Annotated in this window: 12 protein-coding genes and 1 other RNA gene; 9 read left to right on the top strand and 4 right to left on the bottom strand. The window is 59.3% G+C overall.

Annotated elements, in window-relative coordinates:
• Nucleotides 1-3: 3 nt before the first annotated feature.
• From ppsA to AB6V08_RS02445, 3 genes are all read left to right on the top strand, one after another.
• Nucleotides 4-2,382, top strand: coding sequence for a phosphoenolpyruvate synthase (gene ppsA, locus AB6V08_RS02455; protein ID WP_368541118.1), 2,379 nt, complete (start codon nt 4-6; stop codon nt 2,380-2,382).
• Between the two features lie 235 nt (nt 2,383-2,617).
• Nucleotides 2,618-4,018, top strand: coding sequence for an MFS transporter (locus tag AB6V08_RS02450; RefSeq protein ID WP_368541117.1), 1,401 nt, complete (start codon nt 2,618-2,620; stop codon nt 4,016-4,018).
• 3 nt (nt 4,019-4,021) lie between these two features.
• Nucleotides 4,022-6,397 carry a glycoside hydrolase family 3 N-terminal domain-containing protein gene (locus tag AB6V08_RS02445; protein WP_368541116.1) on the top strand — a complete coding sequence of 792 codons (2,376 nt, stop codon included), beginning with the start codon at nt 4,022-4,024 and terminating at the stop codon, nt 6,395-6,397.
• 5 nt (nt 6,398-6,402) lie between these two features.
• On the opposite strand, the gene rprA is transcribed toward AB6V08_RS02445, so the two are convergent.
• Nucleotides 6,403-6,510: antisense sRNA RprA (gene rprA / locus AB6V08_RS02440), an RNA gene on the bottom strand.
• 192 nt (nt 6,511-6,702) lie between these two features.
• The gene (ydiK, locus tag AB6V08_RS02435; protein ID WP_368541115.1) at nt 6,703-7,818 is read right to left on the bottom strand and encodes an AI-2E family transporter YdiK; all 1,116 of its coding nucleotides are present in this window, start codon (nt 7,816-7,818) and stop codon (nt 6,703-6,705) included.
• A gap of 197 nt (nt 7,819-8,015) precedes the next feature.
• On the opposite strand from ydiK, the gene ydiJ reads away from it, so the two are divergent.
• From ydiJ to AB6V08_RS02420, 3 genes are all read left to right on the top strand, one after another.
• Nucleotides 8,016-11,072 carry a D-2-hydroxyglutarate dehydrogenase YdiJ gene (gene ydiJ / locus AB6V08_RS02430; RefSeq protein ID WP_368541114.1) on the top strand — a complete coding sequence of 1,019 codons (3,057 nt, stop codon included), beginning with the start codon at nt 8,016-8,018 and terminating at the stop codon, nt 11,070-11,072.
• The gene (gene menI / locus AB6V08_RS02425) at nt 11,069-11,479 is read left to right on the top strand and encodes a 1,4-dihydroxy-2-naphthoyl-CoA hydrolase (RefSeq protein ID WP_368541112.1); all 411 of its coding nucleotides are present in this window, start codon (nt 11,069-11,071) and stop codon (nt 11,477-11,479) included. The genes ydiJ and menI overlap by 4 nt, the downstream gene beginning before the upstream one ends.
• Nucleotides 11,480-11,573: 94 nt before the next feature.
• Nucleotides 11,574-11,768 (top strand): YdiH family protein, encoded by a 195-nt coding sequence (locus AB6V08_RS02420; protein WP_368541111.1) that lies wholly within the window; start codon nt 11,574-11,576, stop codon nt 11,766-11,768.
• 45 nt (nt 11,769-11,813) lie between these two features.
• Here the strand turns inward: AB6V08_RS02420 and AB6V08_RS02415 are convergent, their stop codons facing one another.
• Nucleotides 11,814-12,443 (bottom strand): helix-turn-helix domain-containing protein, encoded by a 630-nt coding sequence (locus tag AB6V08_RS02415; RefSeq protein ID WP_368541109.1) that lies wholly within the window; start codon nt 12,441-12,443, stop codon nt 11,814-11,816.
• Nucleotides 12,444-12,488: 45 nt separating this feature from the next.
• Nucleotides 12,489-13,148 (bottom strand): winged helix-turn-helix transcriptional regulator, encoded by a 660-nt coding sequence (locus AB6V08_RS02410; RefSeq protein ID WP_368541108.1) that lies wholly within the window; start codon nt 13,146-13,148, stop codon nt 12,489-12,491.
• A gap of 483 nt (nt 13,149-13,631) precedes the next feature.
• Between AB6V08_RS02410 and AB6V08_RS02405 the strand changes: the two genes are divergently transcribed.
• Genes AB6V08_RS02405 through AB6V08_RS02395 form a run of 3 tightly spaced genes read left to right on the top strand, consistent with a single transcriptional unit; the run spans nt 13,632 to nt 17,465 of the window.
• The gene (locus AB6V08_RS02405) at nt 13,632-14,162 is read left to right on the top strand and encodes a fimbrial protein (RefSeq protein WP_368541107.1); all 531 of its coding nucleotides are present in this window, start codon (nt 13,632-13,634) and stop codon (nt 14,160-14,162) included.
• 56 nt (nt 14,163-14,218) lie between these two features.
• Nucleotides 14,219-14,896 carry a molecular chaperone gene (locus tag AB6V08_RS02400; protein WP_368541106.1) on the top strand — a complete coding sequence of 226 codons (678 nt, stop codon included), beginning with the start codon at nt 14,219-14,221 and terminating at the stop codon, nt 14,894-14,896.
• Nucleotides 14,897-14,936: 40 nt separating this feature from the next.
• On the top strand, nt 14,937-17,465 hold the full coding sequence (locus AB6V08_RS02395; RefSeq protein WP_368541104.1) for a fimbria/pilus outer membrane usher protein: 2,529 nt from the start codon (nt 14,937-14,939) through the stop codon (nt 17,463-17,465).
• The last annotated feature ends 1 nt before the right edge of the window (nt 17,466 follow it).

Genomic DNA, 17,466 nt, shown 5'->3' with positions numbered 1-17,466 from the left:
TCGATGTCCAACAATGGCTCGTCACCGCTGGTGCTTTGGTATAACCAACTCGGCATGAATGATGTAGACAGAGTTGGAGGCAAAAATGCCTCCCTGGGTGAAATGATTACTAATCTGTCCGGTATGGGTGTCTCCGTACCGAACGGGTTTGCCACGACCGCCGAAGCGTTTGACCTGTTTCTTGAGCAAAGCGGTGTAAACCAGCGCATTTACGAACTGCTGGACAAAACGGATATCGATGACGTTTCCGAGCTTGCAAAAGCCGGGGCGCAGATCCGCCAGTGGGTCATCGACACACCTTTCCAGCCGGAGCTGGAAAAAGCCATTCATGATGCCTATAACCAGCTCTCGTCTGACGACGCAGAGGCGTCGTTTGCGGTGCGCTCTTCCGCCACCGCGGAAGACATGCCGGACGCGTCCTTCGCCGGGCAGCAGGAAACTTTCCTGAACGTTCAGGGCTATGACGCGGTGCTGGTGGCGGTGAAGCACGTGTTTGCTTCTCTGTTCAACGACCGCGCCATCTCCTATCGCGTGCATCAGGGCTATGACCACCGCGGCGTGGCGCTCTCTGCGGGTATTCAGCGCATGGTGCGTTCCGACGTTGGCTCATCCGGCGTGATGTTCTCTATCGATACTGAATCCGGCTTCGACCAGGTGGTGTTCATCACCTCTGCGTGGGGCCTGGGCGAGATGGTGGTGCAGGGCGCGGTGAACCCGGACGAATTCTACGTCCACAAGCCGACCCTGGCGGCTAACCGTCCGGCCATCGTGCGCCGCACCATGGGCTCGAAGAAGATCCGCATGATTTACGCCCCGACTCAGGAGCACGGCAAGCAGGTCAAAATTGAAGATGTGCCGCAGGAACAGCGCGACCGCTTCTCCCTGACCGATGCCGAAGTGCAGGAGCTGGCGAAGCAGGCCGTTCAGATTGAGAAACACTATGGCCGTCCGATGGATATCGAATGGGCAAAAGACGGCCACACCGGCAAGCTGTTTATCGTTCAGGCGCGTCCGGAAACCGTGCGCTCCCGCGGTCAGGTGATGGAGCGTTACACCCTGCACGCCCAGGGCAAAGTGATTGCCGAAGGACGCGCCATCGGGCACCGCATCGGCGCGGGCCCGGTGAAGGTGATCCACGACATCAGCGAGATGAACCGCATTCAGCCGGGTGACGTGCTGGTCACCGACATGACCGACCCGGACTGGGAGCCGATCATGAAAAAAGCCGCGGCGATTGTGACCAACCGCGGCGGGCGTACCTGCCACGCGGCGATCATCGCCCGCGAGCTGGGGATCCCCGCTGTGGTGGGCTGCGGCGATGCGACCGAACGCATGAAGGACGACGAGAACGTCACGGTCTCCTGCGCCGAAGGGGATACCGGCTACGTCTACGCCGAGCTGCTGGACTTCAGCGTGAAAAGCTCAAGCGTCGACACCATGCCGGACCTGCCGCTGAAGATCATGATGAACGTCGGTAACCCGGACAGGGCGTTTGACTTCGCCTGCCTGCCAAACGAAGGCGTTGGCCTGGCGCGTCTGGAGTTTATCATCAACCGCATGATCGGCGTTCACCCGCGCGCGCTGCTGGAGTTTGACGATCAGGACGCGAAGCTGCAAAACGAAATTCGCGAAATGATGAAGGGCTACGACTCGCCGCGCGAGTTCTACGTGGGCCGTCTGACCGAAGGGATTGCGACGCTGGGCGCGGCGTTCTACCCGAAACGCGTCATCGTGCGTCTGTCTGACTTCAAATCGAATGAATACGCCAACCTGGTGGGCGGCGAGCGTTACGAGCCGGAAGAAGAGAACCCGATGCTCGGCTTCCGCGGGGCGGGTCGCTACGTGTCTGAAAGCTTCCGCGACTGCTTCGCGCTGGAGTGCGACGCGGTGAAGCGCGTGCGCAACGACATGGGGCTGACCAACGTCGAGATCATGATCCCGTTCGTGCGTACCGTCGATCAGGCCAAAGCGGTGGTGGACGAGCTGGCGCGTCAGGGGCTGAAGCGCGGTGAAAACGGGCTGAAGCTGATCATGATGTGCGAAATCCCGTCCAACGCCCTGCTGGCGGAGCAGTTCCTCGAATACTTCGACGGCTTCTCCATCGGCTCCAACGACATGACGCAGCTGACGCTGGGTCTGGATCGCGACTCGGGCGTGGTTTCCGAGCTGTTCGACGAGCGTAACGAGGCGGTGAAAGCGCTGCTGTCGATGTCCATCCGCGCGGCGAAGAAGCAGGGGAAATACGTCGGGATTTGCGGCCAGGGGCCGTCCGACCATGAGGACTTTGCCGCCTGGCTGATGGAAGAGGGGATCGATAGCCTGTCCCTGAACCCGGACACCGTGGTGCAAACCTGGCTTAGCCTGGCTGAACTGAAAAAATAAATCGGTTTTTTCTGTTCGTTAAAAAGGTGAGGATAATGTCCTCACCTTTTTTATTTTCCCGCCGACATGCGCCCCGTCACTAATAAAGCAAAAAACCAAATATCATAATTTGTCTGTTAATTTAGACAATTGTTAGCCCGCAATGCGTTGCTAATACTTGAGCCTCACTGCGCATTTTCCCCGAACGTGTGCAACTGGTTGAAATACGTTTTAACCTGATAAAAGGCCCATAAAAATGAACATCTCTCCTGTCTTACGTACGAAAGATAAAATAGGTTATGGCTTGGGTGATATGGCCAGCGCGCTGGTCTGGCAAACGGCAACCTTATTTCTGGCTTATTTCTACACGGATGTATTTGGTCTGCCTGCGGCAGTCATGGGAACCATGTTTTTAGTGGTGCGCGTGGTGGATGCCTTTGTCGACCCCTGCATTGGCGCGCTGGTCGACCGAACGCAAACCCGCCACGGCCGCTTTCGCCCCTGGCTGCTGTGGTTTGCCATTCCGTTTGGCGCAAGCTGTCTGATCACCTTTTATGTCCCTGACGTGGGCGCAACGGCAAAAATCATTTATGCCTGCGTGACTTACACCATTCTTAGCCTTATCTATTCAGCCATAAACGTGCCTTACTGCGCTATGCCGGGGGCGTTAACCCTTGACCCGCGCGAGCGCCATTCCCTGCAATCCTGGCGCTTCGGCCTGTCGTTTATCGGCGGCCTGATTGTTACCGTGATTGCCCTGCCGCTGGTGGCCAAACTGGGTGATGGCAACGTGCAGAAGGGATATTTCTACGCCATGAGCCTGATGGGGCTGTTAGGGATCATCTTATTCTTCTGCTGCTTCCTGATGACCCGCGAGCGTTATTCTCCGCGCAGCGATACCTCCGGCTCGATGCTCACCGATTTAAAACGTCTGGCGGGAAATAGCCAGTGGCGTATTGTTTTTATCTTTAATATTTTGCTGCTGACCGCGGTGGTAACTCGCGGCTCGGCAACCATGTATTACGTTAACTATGTGCTGCTGCGCCCGGATCTCGTTTTTGCCTTTATTGTTTCCGGCATGGTGGCATCGCTCAGCGGGGCATTATTATCCGAGCGTTTATTGGGTAAATATGACCGCGTGCGCGCCTATCAGTGGACAATTGTCTCCTTTGTGATCTTCGGCGCGCTTATTTTCTTCCTGCCGCCGTCGCAGGTGTGGCTGATATTCGGCCTCAATATCGTCTTTAGCTTTATTCAGAACCTGACCACGCCGCTGCAGTGGACCATGTTCTCTGACGTGGTGGACTACGAAGAGCACCGCAGCGGGCGCCGCCTCGACGGGCTGGTGTTCTCCACCGCGCTGTTTGCCATCAAGTTTGGCCTGGCGCTCGGCGGGGCCGTGGTCGGCTGGGTACTCGGCATGGTGGATTACGCGCCGGGCCAGGCGGTACAGGCTCCGCACGTGCTGTCGACCATCAACGCGCTGTTTACCCTGATCCCGTGCGCGCTGTTCATGGGCATGGTGGCGCTACTCACCGTTTATAAACTCAATAGCCGACTGGTTAACACCATCGCCCGCGAGCTGGCGAACAAACGTGCGGCTCGCTCCGAGGCGGGGGAGCTCAGCCCGGCACTTCATCAGGTAATCAAGGAGTAACGTATGACGGCAATCTATAAGGATGCGGGGCGTCCCGTACAGGAACGCGTGGCGGATTTACTGGCGCGCATGACGCCGGAGGAAAAATTCGCCCAGATGCACGGCTACTGGCTGATCCTCGACGAAAATGGCGCGCACCGGGAGCGAACCGACTTAAGCGACGAGTTTGCGGGCGTGAGCGAGCAGGCGGAGCTCGGCGAGCGGCTGAAGCTGGGCGTCGGGCAGATCACCCGCCCGCTCGGAACGCACATTGTCGATGCCAAAACCGGCGTTCGCGCGGCAAACCGCCTGCAGCGCATGATGATGGAGGAGACGCGTCTGGGCATTCCGGCGCTGTTCCACGAAGAGTGTCTGGTGGGGCTGCTGTGTAAAGACGCCACGCTGTTTCCGTCGTCGCTCAACTATGGCTCAAGCTGGGATCCGGCGCTGGTGAAACGCGCGGCGCAGCATATCGGCGCCGAGGCGCGCTCGGTGGGCTGCCAGCAGGGGCTAGCGCCGGTGCTGGACGTGTCCCGCGACGTGCGCTGGGGGCGTACCGAAGAGACGTTTGGGGAAGATCCCTGGCTGGTCGGGGTGATGGCCAGCGCCTACGTTGAAGGGTTGCAGGGCGAAAAGCGCGACCTGCTGGCGACGCTGAAACACTACGTCGGCCACTCGTTCAGCGAAGGGGCGCGCAACCATGCCCCGGTGCATCTGGGCTTTAGCGAGCTAAACGACACCTTCCTGCTGCCGTTCGAAATGGCGGTCAAACTCGCCCACCCCGGGTCGGTCATGCCGGCCTATCACGACATCGATAACCAGCCCGGCCACAGCGACAGCTTCCTGCTGACCACGGTGCTGCGCGAGCAGTGGGGCTTCGACGGGATTATCGTGGCGGACTACGGCGGCGTAAGCCTGCTGCACCAGCACCACGGCATTTCCCACGACGCTGCGGAATCCGCCGCGCTGGCGTTTAACGCCGGACTGGACGTGGAGCTGCCGAAAGACGACTGCGCGCGCCATCTCGCCCAGGCCGTCGAGCGCGGGCTGATTTCCATGAGCAAGGTGGATGAGATTGTCGGGCGCGTGCTGACCGAGAAATTCCGTCTGGGGCTGTTCGAAAAGCCCTACGCCGACGAGGCGGGGATCGATCTGCAAAACGACGCCACCCGGCAGGTGGCACGCGACGTGGCGACCCGCTCGGTCACGCTGCTTGAGAACAACGGCATTCTGCCGCTAAGCGGGAAACCGCGCGTGGCGCTGGTGGGGCCGACGGCGGACGATCCGCTGGCGCTGCTGAGCGGGTACAGCTTCCCGGTGCATTTGATCATCAGCGATATGCTGGACGAAACCGCGCAGGTCACCACGCCGCGCGCGGCGCTGGAGCACTATCTCGGCGCATCCCAGGTGCGTTACGCCAAAGGGTGCCACATCATCGAAAAACGGATGGCGGGCGCGCCGGTCTTCCCGGGCGACAGCGGCGGCAAGCCGATGCAGCAGTCCCCGGTGTCGCACGATACGTCGGCGATCCCCGAGGCGGTGCGTGCGGCGCAGGAGAGTGACGTGGTGGTGGCCTGCGTCGGCGATCTCGCCGGGCTGTTCCAGAGCGGCACCGTAGGGGAAGGCTCCGACACCGACTCGCTGAACCTGCCGGGCGTGCAGCAGCTGCTGCTGGAGGCGCTGGTCGAAACCGGTAAACCGGTGATCGTCGTCATGACCGGCGGACGGCCTTATAACCTGCAAGGGCTGGAGGATAAGGTGGCGGCATTTATGCTGGCCTGGGCGCCGGGGCAGGAGGGCGGCTGGGCCATCGCGGACGTGCTGACGGGCCGCGCCGAGCCGCAGGGCAGGCTGGTGGTCAGCGTGCCGAAAAGCGCCGGGGCGATGCCTTACTACTACAACCACAAGCTGAAAAGCGGCGGTACGCCGTTCGCGTTCCACTTCGGCTCGCGCTATCCGTTCGGGTTTGGCCTGGGCTGGAGCCACTTCACCCTGAGCGCGCCGACGCTGGCCGCAGAGCAGGTCGACATTCACGGGGAGGTAACGCTGCGCGTGGACGTCACCAACCGCGGCGAGCGCAGCGGCAGCGAGGTGGTGCAGGTCTACGTGCGCGATAAGGTCGCAAGCCAGGTGCGTCCGCTTCAGGAGCTAAAAGCCTTCCAGCGGGTTACCCTTTCGCCGGGCGAAACCGCGCGGCTCACCTTCACGCTGCCGGTGGACATGTTCAACTTCACCCGCCGCGACGGGAAGCGCATCGTCGAGCCGGGCGAGTTCGAGCTGCAGGTGGGCACCTCGTCGAGGGATATTCACGGGGTGGCGACGGTCAGAGTGAGCGGAGAAACGCGGGTACTGCCAGAGAAGTGGCGGATGCTGAGCCGCTGTGAGCTAAGCAAGGCGTAGTCAGGATAAAAAAAAGCCCATCGTGGGAGATGGGCAAAGACTACACACAGCAATTCGTTGTTTCACTCAGGGGATTTCCATGCTTATAAATCAAGGCGTTGATTTATAACCTTGAGCTAATGATAGGCATGGAGATTTTTTGCGTCGATCAGATTCATCTCAATAGTTAAAGAGGTGTAAAGATTTTTAGCGGTGAATGACAGAGTTACGGGCGATCTGGCGGGTCTGACCAGTTAATTGATAAGCGGTGTTTAAGTATCATGAGGGGACGTGCCGGGCAGCGTGGCGCCACCCGGCAGCAGAGGTTACTGCTTGTTCTTATCTTCCAGCTCTTCCAGCTCGTTCAAAATCTCGTCCGGATCCGTTGCCGGAGGCGGCACCTCGTGGACCCACGCGGAGAACAGACGCCAGGTGACGGCGAGCAGCACCGGGCCGATGAACAGGCCAATCATACCGAAGGCGATTAACCCGCCGATAACGCCGGAGAGGATCAGGATCAGCGGCAGGTCGGCGCCCATGCGGATCAGGATGGGGCGGATCACGTTATCCATGGTGCCCACCACGCAGCTCCAGACCAGCAGCACGGTGCCCCAGGTGGTGTCGCCGCTCCAGTAAAGCCAGATGATGCACGGCACCAGCACCAGCAGCGGGCCGAGCTGCGCGAGGCAGGTCAACAGCATCACCACCGTAAAGACGGTAGCGTAAGGGACGCCGGAGATGGCGAGGCCAATGCCGCCCAAAACGGCCTGAACGAGCGCCGTGACCACCACGCCCAGTGCCACCGCGCGAACCGCCTGCGCCGCCAGCAGAACGGCGGCATCACCGCGAATACCCGCCAGCCGGGTCGCAAAGTGACGAACACCCAGCGCCACCTGCTCGCCGCGCCAGTAGAGCAGGGCGCTAAAGAGCAGCATCAGCGTACAGTGCATCATAAAGCGGCCAATGTGCGCGGCCTGCCCGACGAACCATGTCGTAGTGGTGCCGATGTACGGACGCACTTTTGCCATCAGCGCGCTGCCGCCCATCTCCAGCAGCCCGTGCCACGCGCCGTAAAGCTTGGCGCCAACCACCGGAATGCTGTTAAGCCAGGCGAGATCCGGCAGGGTCATGTCGCCGCTGCTGATCGCGCGAATCACCGGGCCGCTGGAGTCAACCAGGCTATTGACCAGCAGGGCGATTGGAATAATAAACAGCAGAAACAGCAGCAGGGTCATGGCGAGAACGGCCAGCCCGCGACGGCCGAACAGCAGGCGCTGCAGGCGTAAAAACAGCGGCCAGGTGGCGACGACAACGGTAGCGGCCCAGGCAAAGCCGAGCACGAAGGGCTGAACAATCCACAGACACGCAATAATCATGATGGCTAAAAACAGCACCGACAGCAGAATCTGCGCGACATCCCTGGGCTGACGAAGATTGACCATAAATGAAACTTTCCTTAAATGAACGCCAGCAAAGCCGGCGGGAAGGTAAACCGCATCTCTCTAATCATTAGTGATTTCAGCGATTTTTGACAGGTGGATTGTGCCTGTAATTCCCCAGAGCATATAAGAAAAAAATGTGATAAAAAGTTGTGACACAACGCAAACGATTTCCACAACTCTAATTAGGGTCGACCGTAATGATCCCACAGATTTCTCAGGCACCCGGCGTCGTTCAGCTGGTGCTCAATTTTTTGCAAGCACTGGAGCAACAGGGTTTTACAGGTGATACCGCCACAAATTACGCCGACAGGCTGACGATGGCGACCGACAACAGTATCTACCAGCTTCTTCCCGATGCCGTCGTTTTCCCACGCTCAACCGCCGATGTGGCGCTCATTTCCCGCCTGGCGGCGCAGGAGCGTTTCGCCTCCCTGATCTTCACCCCGCGCGGCGGCGGTACGGGCACCAACGGGCAGGCCCTCAATCAGGGCATCGTCGTTGATATGTCCCGCTATATGAATCGCATCATCGAAATCAATCCCGAAGAGGGATGGGTACGCGTTGAGGCGGGCGTTATCAAAGATCAGCTCAATCAGTACCTGAAGCCTTACGGCTACTTTTTCGCGCCGGAGCTTTCTACCAGCAACCGCGCCACCATTGGCGGGATGATCAATACCGATGCCTCCGGGCAGGGATCGCTGGTGTACGGGAAAACCTCCGATCACGTTCTCGGCGTGCGGGCGGTGCTGCTCGGCGGCGATATTCTGGATACCCGGCCGATGCCGGTCGAGCTGGCGGAAACGCTGGGCAACGAGAGCACCGCCAGCGGGCGAATCTACCGCACCGTGCTGGAACGCTGCCGCGACAATCGCCAGCTCATCCTCGATAAGTTCCCGAAGCTTAACCGCTTCCTGACGGGTTACGACCTGCGCCACGTGTTCAACGACGACCTGACCCAGTTCGACTTAACCCGCATTCTGACCGGATCGGAAGGCACGCTGGCGTTTATCACCGAGGCGCGGCTCGACATTACCCGCCTGCCGAAGGTGCGCCGTCTGGTCAACGTAAAATACAACTCCTTCGATTCCGCGCTGCGCAACGCGCCGTTTATGGTGGAGGCGCGCGCGCTGTCGGTGGAAACCGTCGACTCCAAAGTGCTCAACCTGGCGCGGGAAGATATCGTCTGGCACTCCGTGAGCGAGCTGATTACCGATGTGCCGGATAAAGAGATGCTCGGCCTGAACATCGTGGAATTTGCCGGTGACGACCAGGCGCTGATTGAAAGCCAGGTCGCGGATCTGTGTGAGCGTCTGGACGAGCTGATCGCCCGGGGCGAAGGCGGAGTCATCGGCTGGCAGCTGTGCGACGATCTTTCCGGCATTGAGCGTATCTATGCGATGCGTAAAAAGGCGGTGGGGCTGCTCGGCAACGCCAAGGGCGCCGCCAAGCCGATCCCGTTTGCGGAAGACACCTGCGTGCCGCCGGAGCATCTGGCGGATTACATCGTGGAGTTCCGCGCGCTGCTGGACGGCCATGGCCTGAGCTACGGCATGTTCGGCCACGTCGACGCGGGCGTGCTGCACGTGCGTCCGGCGCTGGACATGTGCGACCCGCAGCAGGAGATCCTGATGAAGCAGATCTCCGACGACGTGGTGGCCCTCACCGCGAAATACGGCGGCCTGCTGTGGGGCGAGCACGGGAAAGGCTTCCGCGCCGAGTACAGCCCGGCGTTTTTCGGCGAGCAACTCTTCGGCGAGCTGCGCAAAATTAAAGCCGCGTTTGACCCGGATAATCGCCTTAACCCCGGCAAGATCTGCCCGCCAGAGGGCGTGGATGCGCCGATGCTGCGCGTCGATGCGGTGAAGCGCGGCACCTACGACCGCCAGATCCCGATTGCGGTGCGCTCTTCCTGGCGCGGCGCGATGGAGTGCAACGGCAACGGCCTGTGCTTTAACTTCGACGTGAAAAGCCCGATGTGTCCGTCGATGAAAATCACCAGCAACCGCATTCACTCCCCGAAAGGGCGCGCCACCCTGGTGCGCGAATGGCTGCGCCTGCTGGCGGATCGCGGCGTGGATCCGCTGAAGCTCGAGAGCGAGCTGCCGGGTAAAAGCGCCAGCCTGCGCTCCCTTATTGAACGCACCCGCAACAGCTGGCATTCCCGCAAGGGCGAGTACGATTTCTCGCACGAGGTCAAAGAGGCGATGTCCGGCTGCCTGGCCTGTAAAGCCTGTTCGACCCAGTGCCCGATCAAAATCGACGTGCCGGAATTCCGCTCGCGCTTCCTGCAGCTTTATCACACCCGCTACCTGCGCCCGGTGCGCGATCATCTGGTTGCCACGGTGGAGAGCTATGCGCCGCTGATGGCGCGTGCGCCGAAGACCTTCAACTTCTTTATTAATCAGCCGCTGGTGCGCAGGCTGTCCGAAAAACATATCGGGATGGTGGATCTGCCGCTGCTCTCAACGCCGTCGCTGCAGCGCCAGCTGGTCGGGCACCGTTCGGCCAATATGACCCTCGAGCAGCTTGAAGCCCTCAGCCCGGAGCAAAAAGCGAAGGTGGTGCTGGTGGTGCAGGATCCGTTCACCAGCTACTACGACGCGCAGGTGGTGGCCGATTTCGTGCGCCTGGTGGAAAAGCTGGACTATCAGCCCGTGGTGCTGCCGTTCTCGCCGAACGGCAAGGCGCAGCACATCAAAGGCTTCCTCAACCGCTTTGCGAAAACCGCGCAGAAAACCTCTGATTTCTTAAACCGCGTGGCGACGCTGGGCATGCCGATGGTGGGCGTCGATCCGGCGCTGGTGCTCTGCTATCGCGACGAATATAAGCAAACTCTCGGCGACAGGCGCGGCGATTTCCACGTCATGCTGGTTCACGAGTGGCTGCCCGCGGCGCTGCAAAAAAGCGCTGCCGCCGAGGTGAGCGGCGAGCCGTGGTATCTGTTTGGCCACTGTACCGAAGTGACGGCCCTGCCGGGCGCGCCGGCGCAGTGGGCCTCAATCTTCGCCCGCTTCGGCGCGAAGCTGGAGAGCGTCAGCGTCGGGTGCTGCGGCATGGCGGGAACCTACGGGCACGAAGTGAAAAACCACGCTAACTCGCTGGGGATCTACGCGCTGTCGTGGCAGCAGGCGATGCAGCGTTTACCGCGAAACCGCTGCCTGGCGACGGGCTACTCCTGCCGCAGCCAGGTGAAGCGGGTGGAAGGTAACGGTGTGCGCCATCCATTACAGGCATTACTGGAGATTATCGGATGATCTGGAAACGTGCAGTGACGCTTCAGGCGCTTAACGCCATGGGCGAGGGCAATATGGTCGGTTTGCTGGATATCCAGTTCACGCGCATCGGCGACAACGAGCTGGAGGCCACCATGCCGGTGGACAGCCGCACGCATCAGCCGTTTGGCCTGCTGCACGGCGGCGCGTCGGTGGTGCTGGCCGAAACGCTGGGCTCGGTGGCGGGGTATCTTTGTACCGAAGGGGAGCAGAAGGTGGTGGGGCTTGAGGTTAACGCCAACCACATTCGCTCCGTGCGCAGCGGGCGCGTGCGCGGCATCTGCCGTGAGCTGCACGCGGGCAGCCGCCATCAGGTGTGGCAGATTGATATTCTGGACGAGCAGGAAAGGCTGTGCTGCTCATCGCGCCTCACCACGGCGGTGGTGTAGCGCGTGTAAACATTCAGGATGTTTTGTCTTTGGTCAAAATGTGGGCAGCATAATGTGATATACTGCTCACGTTTTGTACATAAGCGAGGACATCATGGATACCGAATTGAACCCAACCCAACTGGCAATTGAATATTTACGTCGCGATAAGAGCAACCTGTCTCCGGCACAGTACCTGAAAAAACTGAAACAGCTCGAGCTGGAATTTACTGACTTACTCGCGCTCTCTTCAAACGAGCTTAAAGAAGAGATCTACTTTGCCTGGCGGTTAGGTGTTCATGTCCATTAAGTGCTGATATCAGGTCGCGTAAGCGGCCTTTTTTGTGCCCGCCGATCAGTATTTCGCCGGAAGTTTATGGATGCTTATCAGCCGACCCTCTTCCATCTCCACGTAGCCGCCGGCCTTCAGATCCGCCAGAATGCGCATCACGCCGCTGCGGGACAGCTGCGTTTTGTCGCGAATATACCTCTCTGCGGTGATGCCGCGCCGAAAGCTTTCATCCTCATTCATGAGCTGCACCAGCTGCTGGCAAATCAGCTCGTAGGAGGTCAACGCCCCCTGCGGCATGATGGTGTTATAGAGCCGGTTGTACATGTACATCAGGTGGTTGGAGAGCAGGCTCCACAGCGCTTTTTCTTCGATAACCTCATTAACCTGCGCGGCAGATATCACGCCTATCTGGCTCGGTTCAACAATCTTCAGGTAATCATCAAAGAAAATGGCCGAGATATTCGCCACGCCAAAAACGGCAGGGGGTTTCGCCGTGGACAGCAGCAGGTGATCCGAGCGGCGGTAGACGGCGACCGTGCCCTCCAGAATCAGGTAGCACATGGCCTTGCCGTTCACCTGAAGATCCAGCTGCTCCCCGCGGGAAAAGTGGCGCACGGTACTGTAGGGCTGGAGATGGGAAATGAGTTCCCGGGCATAGGGAGAACAGCGGCGCGTTTTTTCAGCGGCAGACATAGGCTTTAACCTTCTATATAACCTTTCTGATTATAGTGTCAGCCCTTAGTATTTACGCGGTAAATGGTTAATTTCAATCAAAATGCCGCGCTGCATGATGATATACCCGCCGGTGCGCAGCTCCGCCAGAATGCGCATGATCCCGCTACGGGAAAGATAGGTTCGACTCTTGATGTAGGCCGCCGCGGTGGTGCTCTGGCGAACGGCGGGGGGCTCCTGCATTAATTCCACCAGCTGAAAGCGAATAATATCGTAGGCCGACATCTGGGATATCTGCGCGCAGTGCTCGTAAACCCGCGACGCGGTATAGACCAGCAGCCGGGCAAAGTGCTGCCACAGATTGGCATTGGCCACGATCTGATTAAAACACTCCAGCGACACGCGGGCTATTTCCGAGGTTTCCAGCGCCCGGACGTAGAGATGCTCTGACGAAAGCTGGCTGCTCACGCCCAGCACAAAGGGCGAAGACTCAGAGTTCAGTACAATCCCGTCGCCCCGGCGGTGCAGGGCCACGCTGCCGTGCAACAGCAAAAAGCACTGGCGCGTATCGTCACAAAAATAGTGAACGATATCCCCCTTCGACACGATTGTTCTCTCGGCGAAGGGCAGAACGTGAGAAATAAGATTTTCAATATGGGCAAACGGTTTTAATTCCAGTGCCGTCAGTTTTTTCTCAGAGACAGGAGCTGTCGTTTGATGTTCCATAGTCGATCTCATTTTTGCCCGTGCGGATGGATATTCAAGATTATTTCGGGATTATCTTAAAAATACGGCGGACAGGGAATATTCAGGCCCGGTCTAAAAATAGACCTGGCGCACCGGGCGGAATTTAACCCTATGAAGTTCAGCGTTATTTATTCAGGGTCTAAAAGTAGACTTACTCAAAAAGGAGGATACGAAATTACCTGGAGACAGAACGTTTAATCCGGGTTTATTGCAATTTTTCTCGCATTATTGTTGTTTCATTTTTGTTAATGCTAAGTCTACAGCTAGACCAATATAGTCGTTGAGTTTGCAAAAATGATTGTATAAATTCCACTCAGTCAGCAGGGCAGTAAATTGTTTGGCTCAATTTTTATAATCTGAACTGCCGACAAATAATAAAAAAATTTTATAAGGGTGTTCACACCAGAGGGTTGGTGTTGCCTGAATATCAGTAATAAATAACGTTAATAAGGAAACCCGTTCATGAGGAAAAATAGTGTTGTTGCTGTATTCACGGCAACGCTGGCGTTGTCAGCATCGTCCGTTTTCGGCGCAGCGGGCACGGTGAACTTTGTGGGCAATATTCTCGATAAAGCCTGTGAAGTAAACGTGGATTCACAAAATCAGATTGTCCCAATGGGGAGTTTTTATACCACTGAATTTCCGTCAACCGGCGCGAAAACCGCCGCAATGGGATTCAACATCGTGCTGAAAGCGTGCCCGGTGACGGTAACGTCGGCGAAGATCCGCTTTGACGGAACGCCGGACCAGACCAACGCAAACCTGCTGGCGATCGACACGTCGGTGGCGGGCGCGGCGAACGGCGTGGCCATCAATCTGATGACGGCGGATAAAGCGGATTTACCGCTCCACGGCACCAATAACTACAGCTATATCCTCAGCAGCACCCAGGATAATACGCTGAAGTTTTACGCGCAGTATATTTCCACCGCCTCAACGGTTGTGGCTGGTCCGGCAAACTCGGTGGCTAACTTCTCCGTTGATTACAATTAATTATTGATAAGTATGGCAGAGGGGCTGGCTCGGGCTCCTCTGCGCTGAGGTTTAACATGATCCGTTTACGCCACGCTCTATTTGCCGCCGCTCTGGCCGGTGGGCCGTTTTTTACCGCCCACGCCGGCGTGATTATTGGGGGCACCCGAATTGTCTTTGACGGCAATAAAAAAGAAGCGGCGATTAATATTAATAATCCTGACGCATCGCCCTATCTCATTCAGTCGTGGATTGAGACCGTAAACGGTGGAGCGGAGAAAGCGCCGTTTATTATCACGCCGCCGCTCTACCGTCTGGATAAAGACCAACAGAACGTCGAGCGCATTGTGATGGCAGGAGCATTGCCGCAGGATCGCGAAAGCCTGTTCTGGCTCAATATTAAAGCCATCCCTGCGGCATCGACCAAACAAAATACCCTGCAAATTGCGGTGAAAACCCGCATCAAGCTGATCTATCGCCCGGCAGCAATGAAAGGCCATATGCCTGAAGAGCAGGCGGAGAAATTAACCTGGCGCCGGGTGGGAAACAGGCTGCAGGTCACCAACCCGACGGACTTTGTAATGAACTTCAACGCGATTTCCGTGGCGGGAAAAGCGCTTGCGGACGTGAGCTACGTGCTGCCGCACGCCTCCACGTTTTTTGATTGTCTCGCCGCCGCGCCGACCGGCGACGTGACGTTCAGCATTATTAACGATTACGGCAGCCCGGGTGCGCTTCATAAAGCCATTCTGTAAATACTGCGCTTCGGTTAATTAACCGAAAGGAACAATCGACATGGTAAGGGAATACGGGGAAATACGGCCGGCCAGGCTGGCGTTATTTATCGCTGTAGCGCTTGCTGGATATACGCAACATGCGCTCAGCCGCGATCTTTTTAACCCGGAGCTGGTGGAGCTGGATAACCCGAGCGCGGGTAGGATCGACCTGTCGCATTTTGAATCCGGCGCCCAGTCACCGGGCACTTACCATGTGGATATTCTGCTGAACGATCGGTGGCTGGAGGCGGGCGACGTTGCGTTTAGCGCCGCGACCGACGCCGACGGCAGCGAACGGCTTGAACCCTGCCTGAGCGTGGCCCAGCTGGCGCAGTGGGGCGTGAAAACCGCGCTGTTCCCGGCGCTGGAGTCGGATAAAGGGGCCTGCGCGAACTTACGGGCGATCCCGCAGGCCGAGGCGGAATTTCAGTTCGGCCAGCAGCGGCTGGCCCTGAGCATTCCCCAGGCCGCGCTCTCCGCCGAGGCGCGAGGCTTCGTCCCGCCCGCGCTGTGGGACGACGGCATCACGGCGGCGATGCTCAACTACAGCCTGAGCGGGGCCAGCACCCGGGCGCGAACTGGCGGCGGCGAAGCGCACAACCAGTACGCCAACCTGCGTCCGGGGATCAACGTCGGCCCGTGGCGATTACGCAACTACTCGACGTGGGCGCGCGATACCCGGGGGCAGAACAGCTGGGACACGGTTTACACCTACGCGCAGCGCGCAATCGCGCCGCTCGGGGCGCAGCTCACGCTGGGAGACAGTTCCGCGCCCGCGGACGTGTTCGACAGCCTGCCGTTTCGCGGCGTCCAGCTCGCTTCCGACGACGATATGCTGCCGGATTCGCTCCGGGGCTATGCCCCGGCGGTGCGCGGAATTGCCCGCACCCACGCGCAGGTCATTATTCGCCAGAACGGGTATCAGATTTACCAGAGCTACGTTGCCCCGGGGGCGTTTGAAATCACCGATATGTACCCCACGGGAGGCGCGGGGGATCTGGACGTCACCGTTAAAGAAGCGGACGGCAGCGAGCAGCAGTTTACCGTGCCCTATGCCTCGCTTCCGGTGCTGCAGCGGGAGGGGCACGTGAAGTACGCGCTCACCGCCGGGCGGTATCGCGCCTACAGCAGCGACGTGCAGAATACGCCTTTCGGACAGCTGACCGGGATCGTGGGGCTGCCCTATGGGCTGACGCTGTACGGCGGGCTTCAGGCGTCGGGCAAGTATCAGTCCGTCGCGGCGGGTCTGGGGAAAAACATGGGCGATCTCGGCGCTGTCTCCGCGGACGTGACCCAGGGCTGGGCCACGCCGCAGGGCGGTCAACAATCCAGCGGGCAGTCCTGGCGCGCCCGTTACAGCAAAAATATCGTCGCCACCGGCACCCAGTTTTCCATTGCCGGATATCGCTACTCGACGAGCGGGTACTACGCCATGCAGGACGTGCTGGACTCCTGGGGCGACGGCACCGCGCTGCGGGAACGACGGCGAAACCGGGCAGAGCTGACCATGAGCCAGTCGCTCGGCGGCCAGCTTGGCGCGGTGATGCTCAGCGCCGCGAGGGAGGATTACTGGAGCGGGGAAAAATCGATGGCCTCCTGGAGCCTGGCCTACAGCAATGCCTGGCGCAGCGTCAACTACGGCCTGACCTGGACCCTCAGCAAGAACGGCGGGGGCGGTACGTCCACCAGCCGGGCGACGGCGGGGACGGATCGGCTGCTGGCGCTGAACGTCAGCGTACCGCTGGACGCGTTTTTGCCGCAAGCCTGGGCGAACTACGGTTCAGGCACCCGCCGGGGCGGGGGCAGCACCCAGACTCTGGGGGTAAGCGGCGTGGCGCTGGAGGGCAATGCCCTGAGCTGGAACATCCAGCAGGGCTATGGCACCCACGGCGTGGGCTATTCCGGCAACGTGAATGGCGATTATAAAGGCACCTATAGCGAGGTGACCGCAGGCTACAGCTACGACAGAAACAGCGAACGGCTGAACTACGGCCTTCAGGGCGGAGTGCTGGCCCATGCCGACGGCGTGACCTTCTCCCAGCCGCTCGGGGAGACCAACGTCCTGATCCGCGCGCCGGGGGCGGCGGGGGTCGGCGTTCAGAATATGACGGGCGTAAAAACCGATTACCGCGGCTACACCCTGGCCGCGAACCTGATGCCGTACCGCAAAAACGACGTCGGCCTGGTCACCGAAACGCTGCCGGGCAACGTCGAGCTGGAGCAAACCGTGAAAACCGTGGTGCCGACGCGCGGGGCGATCGTGCGGGCGGACTATGTTTCGCACGTCGGGATGCGCCTGCTGTTAACCCTCGCCAAACCCGCCGGAGAGGTTATTCCGTTCGGCGCGATGGCGACCGTTGACGGGGCGTCGGGCAACGGCTTTATCGTCGGCAGCGGCGGGCAGGTCTATTTAACCGGGCTAGCCCCACAAGGAAACCTGCTGGTGAAATGGGGCGATGACCCAGGCCAGTCCTGCCGGGCGCGCTATTTTATTCCCGAGAACGCGCGGGTTAACGACGTCGCCGTGGCAAACGCCCTGTGCCGGTAAT

Source organism: Enterobacter soli (assembly GCF_964208575.1).
In the GTDB taxonomy this organism is placed as follows: domain Bacteria; phylum Pseudomonadota; class Gammaproteobacteria; order Enterobacterales; family Enterobacteriaceae; genus Enterobacter; species Enterobacter soli_A.
The sequence above is the reverse complement of the archived record's forward strand: the minus strand, read 5'-3'. Positions and strand labels throughout refer to the sequence as shown.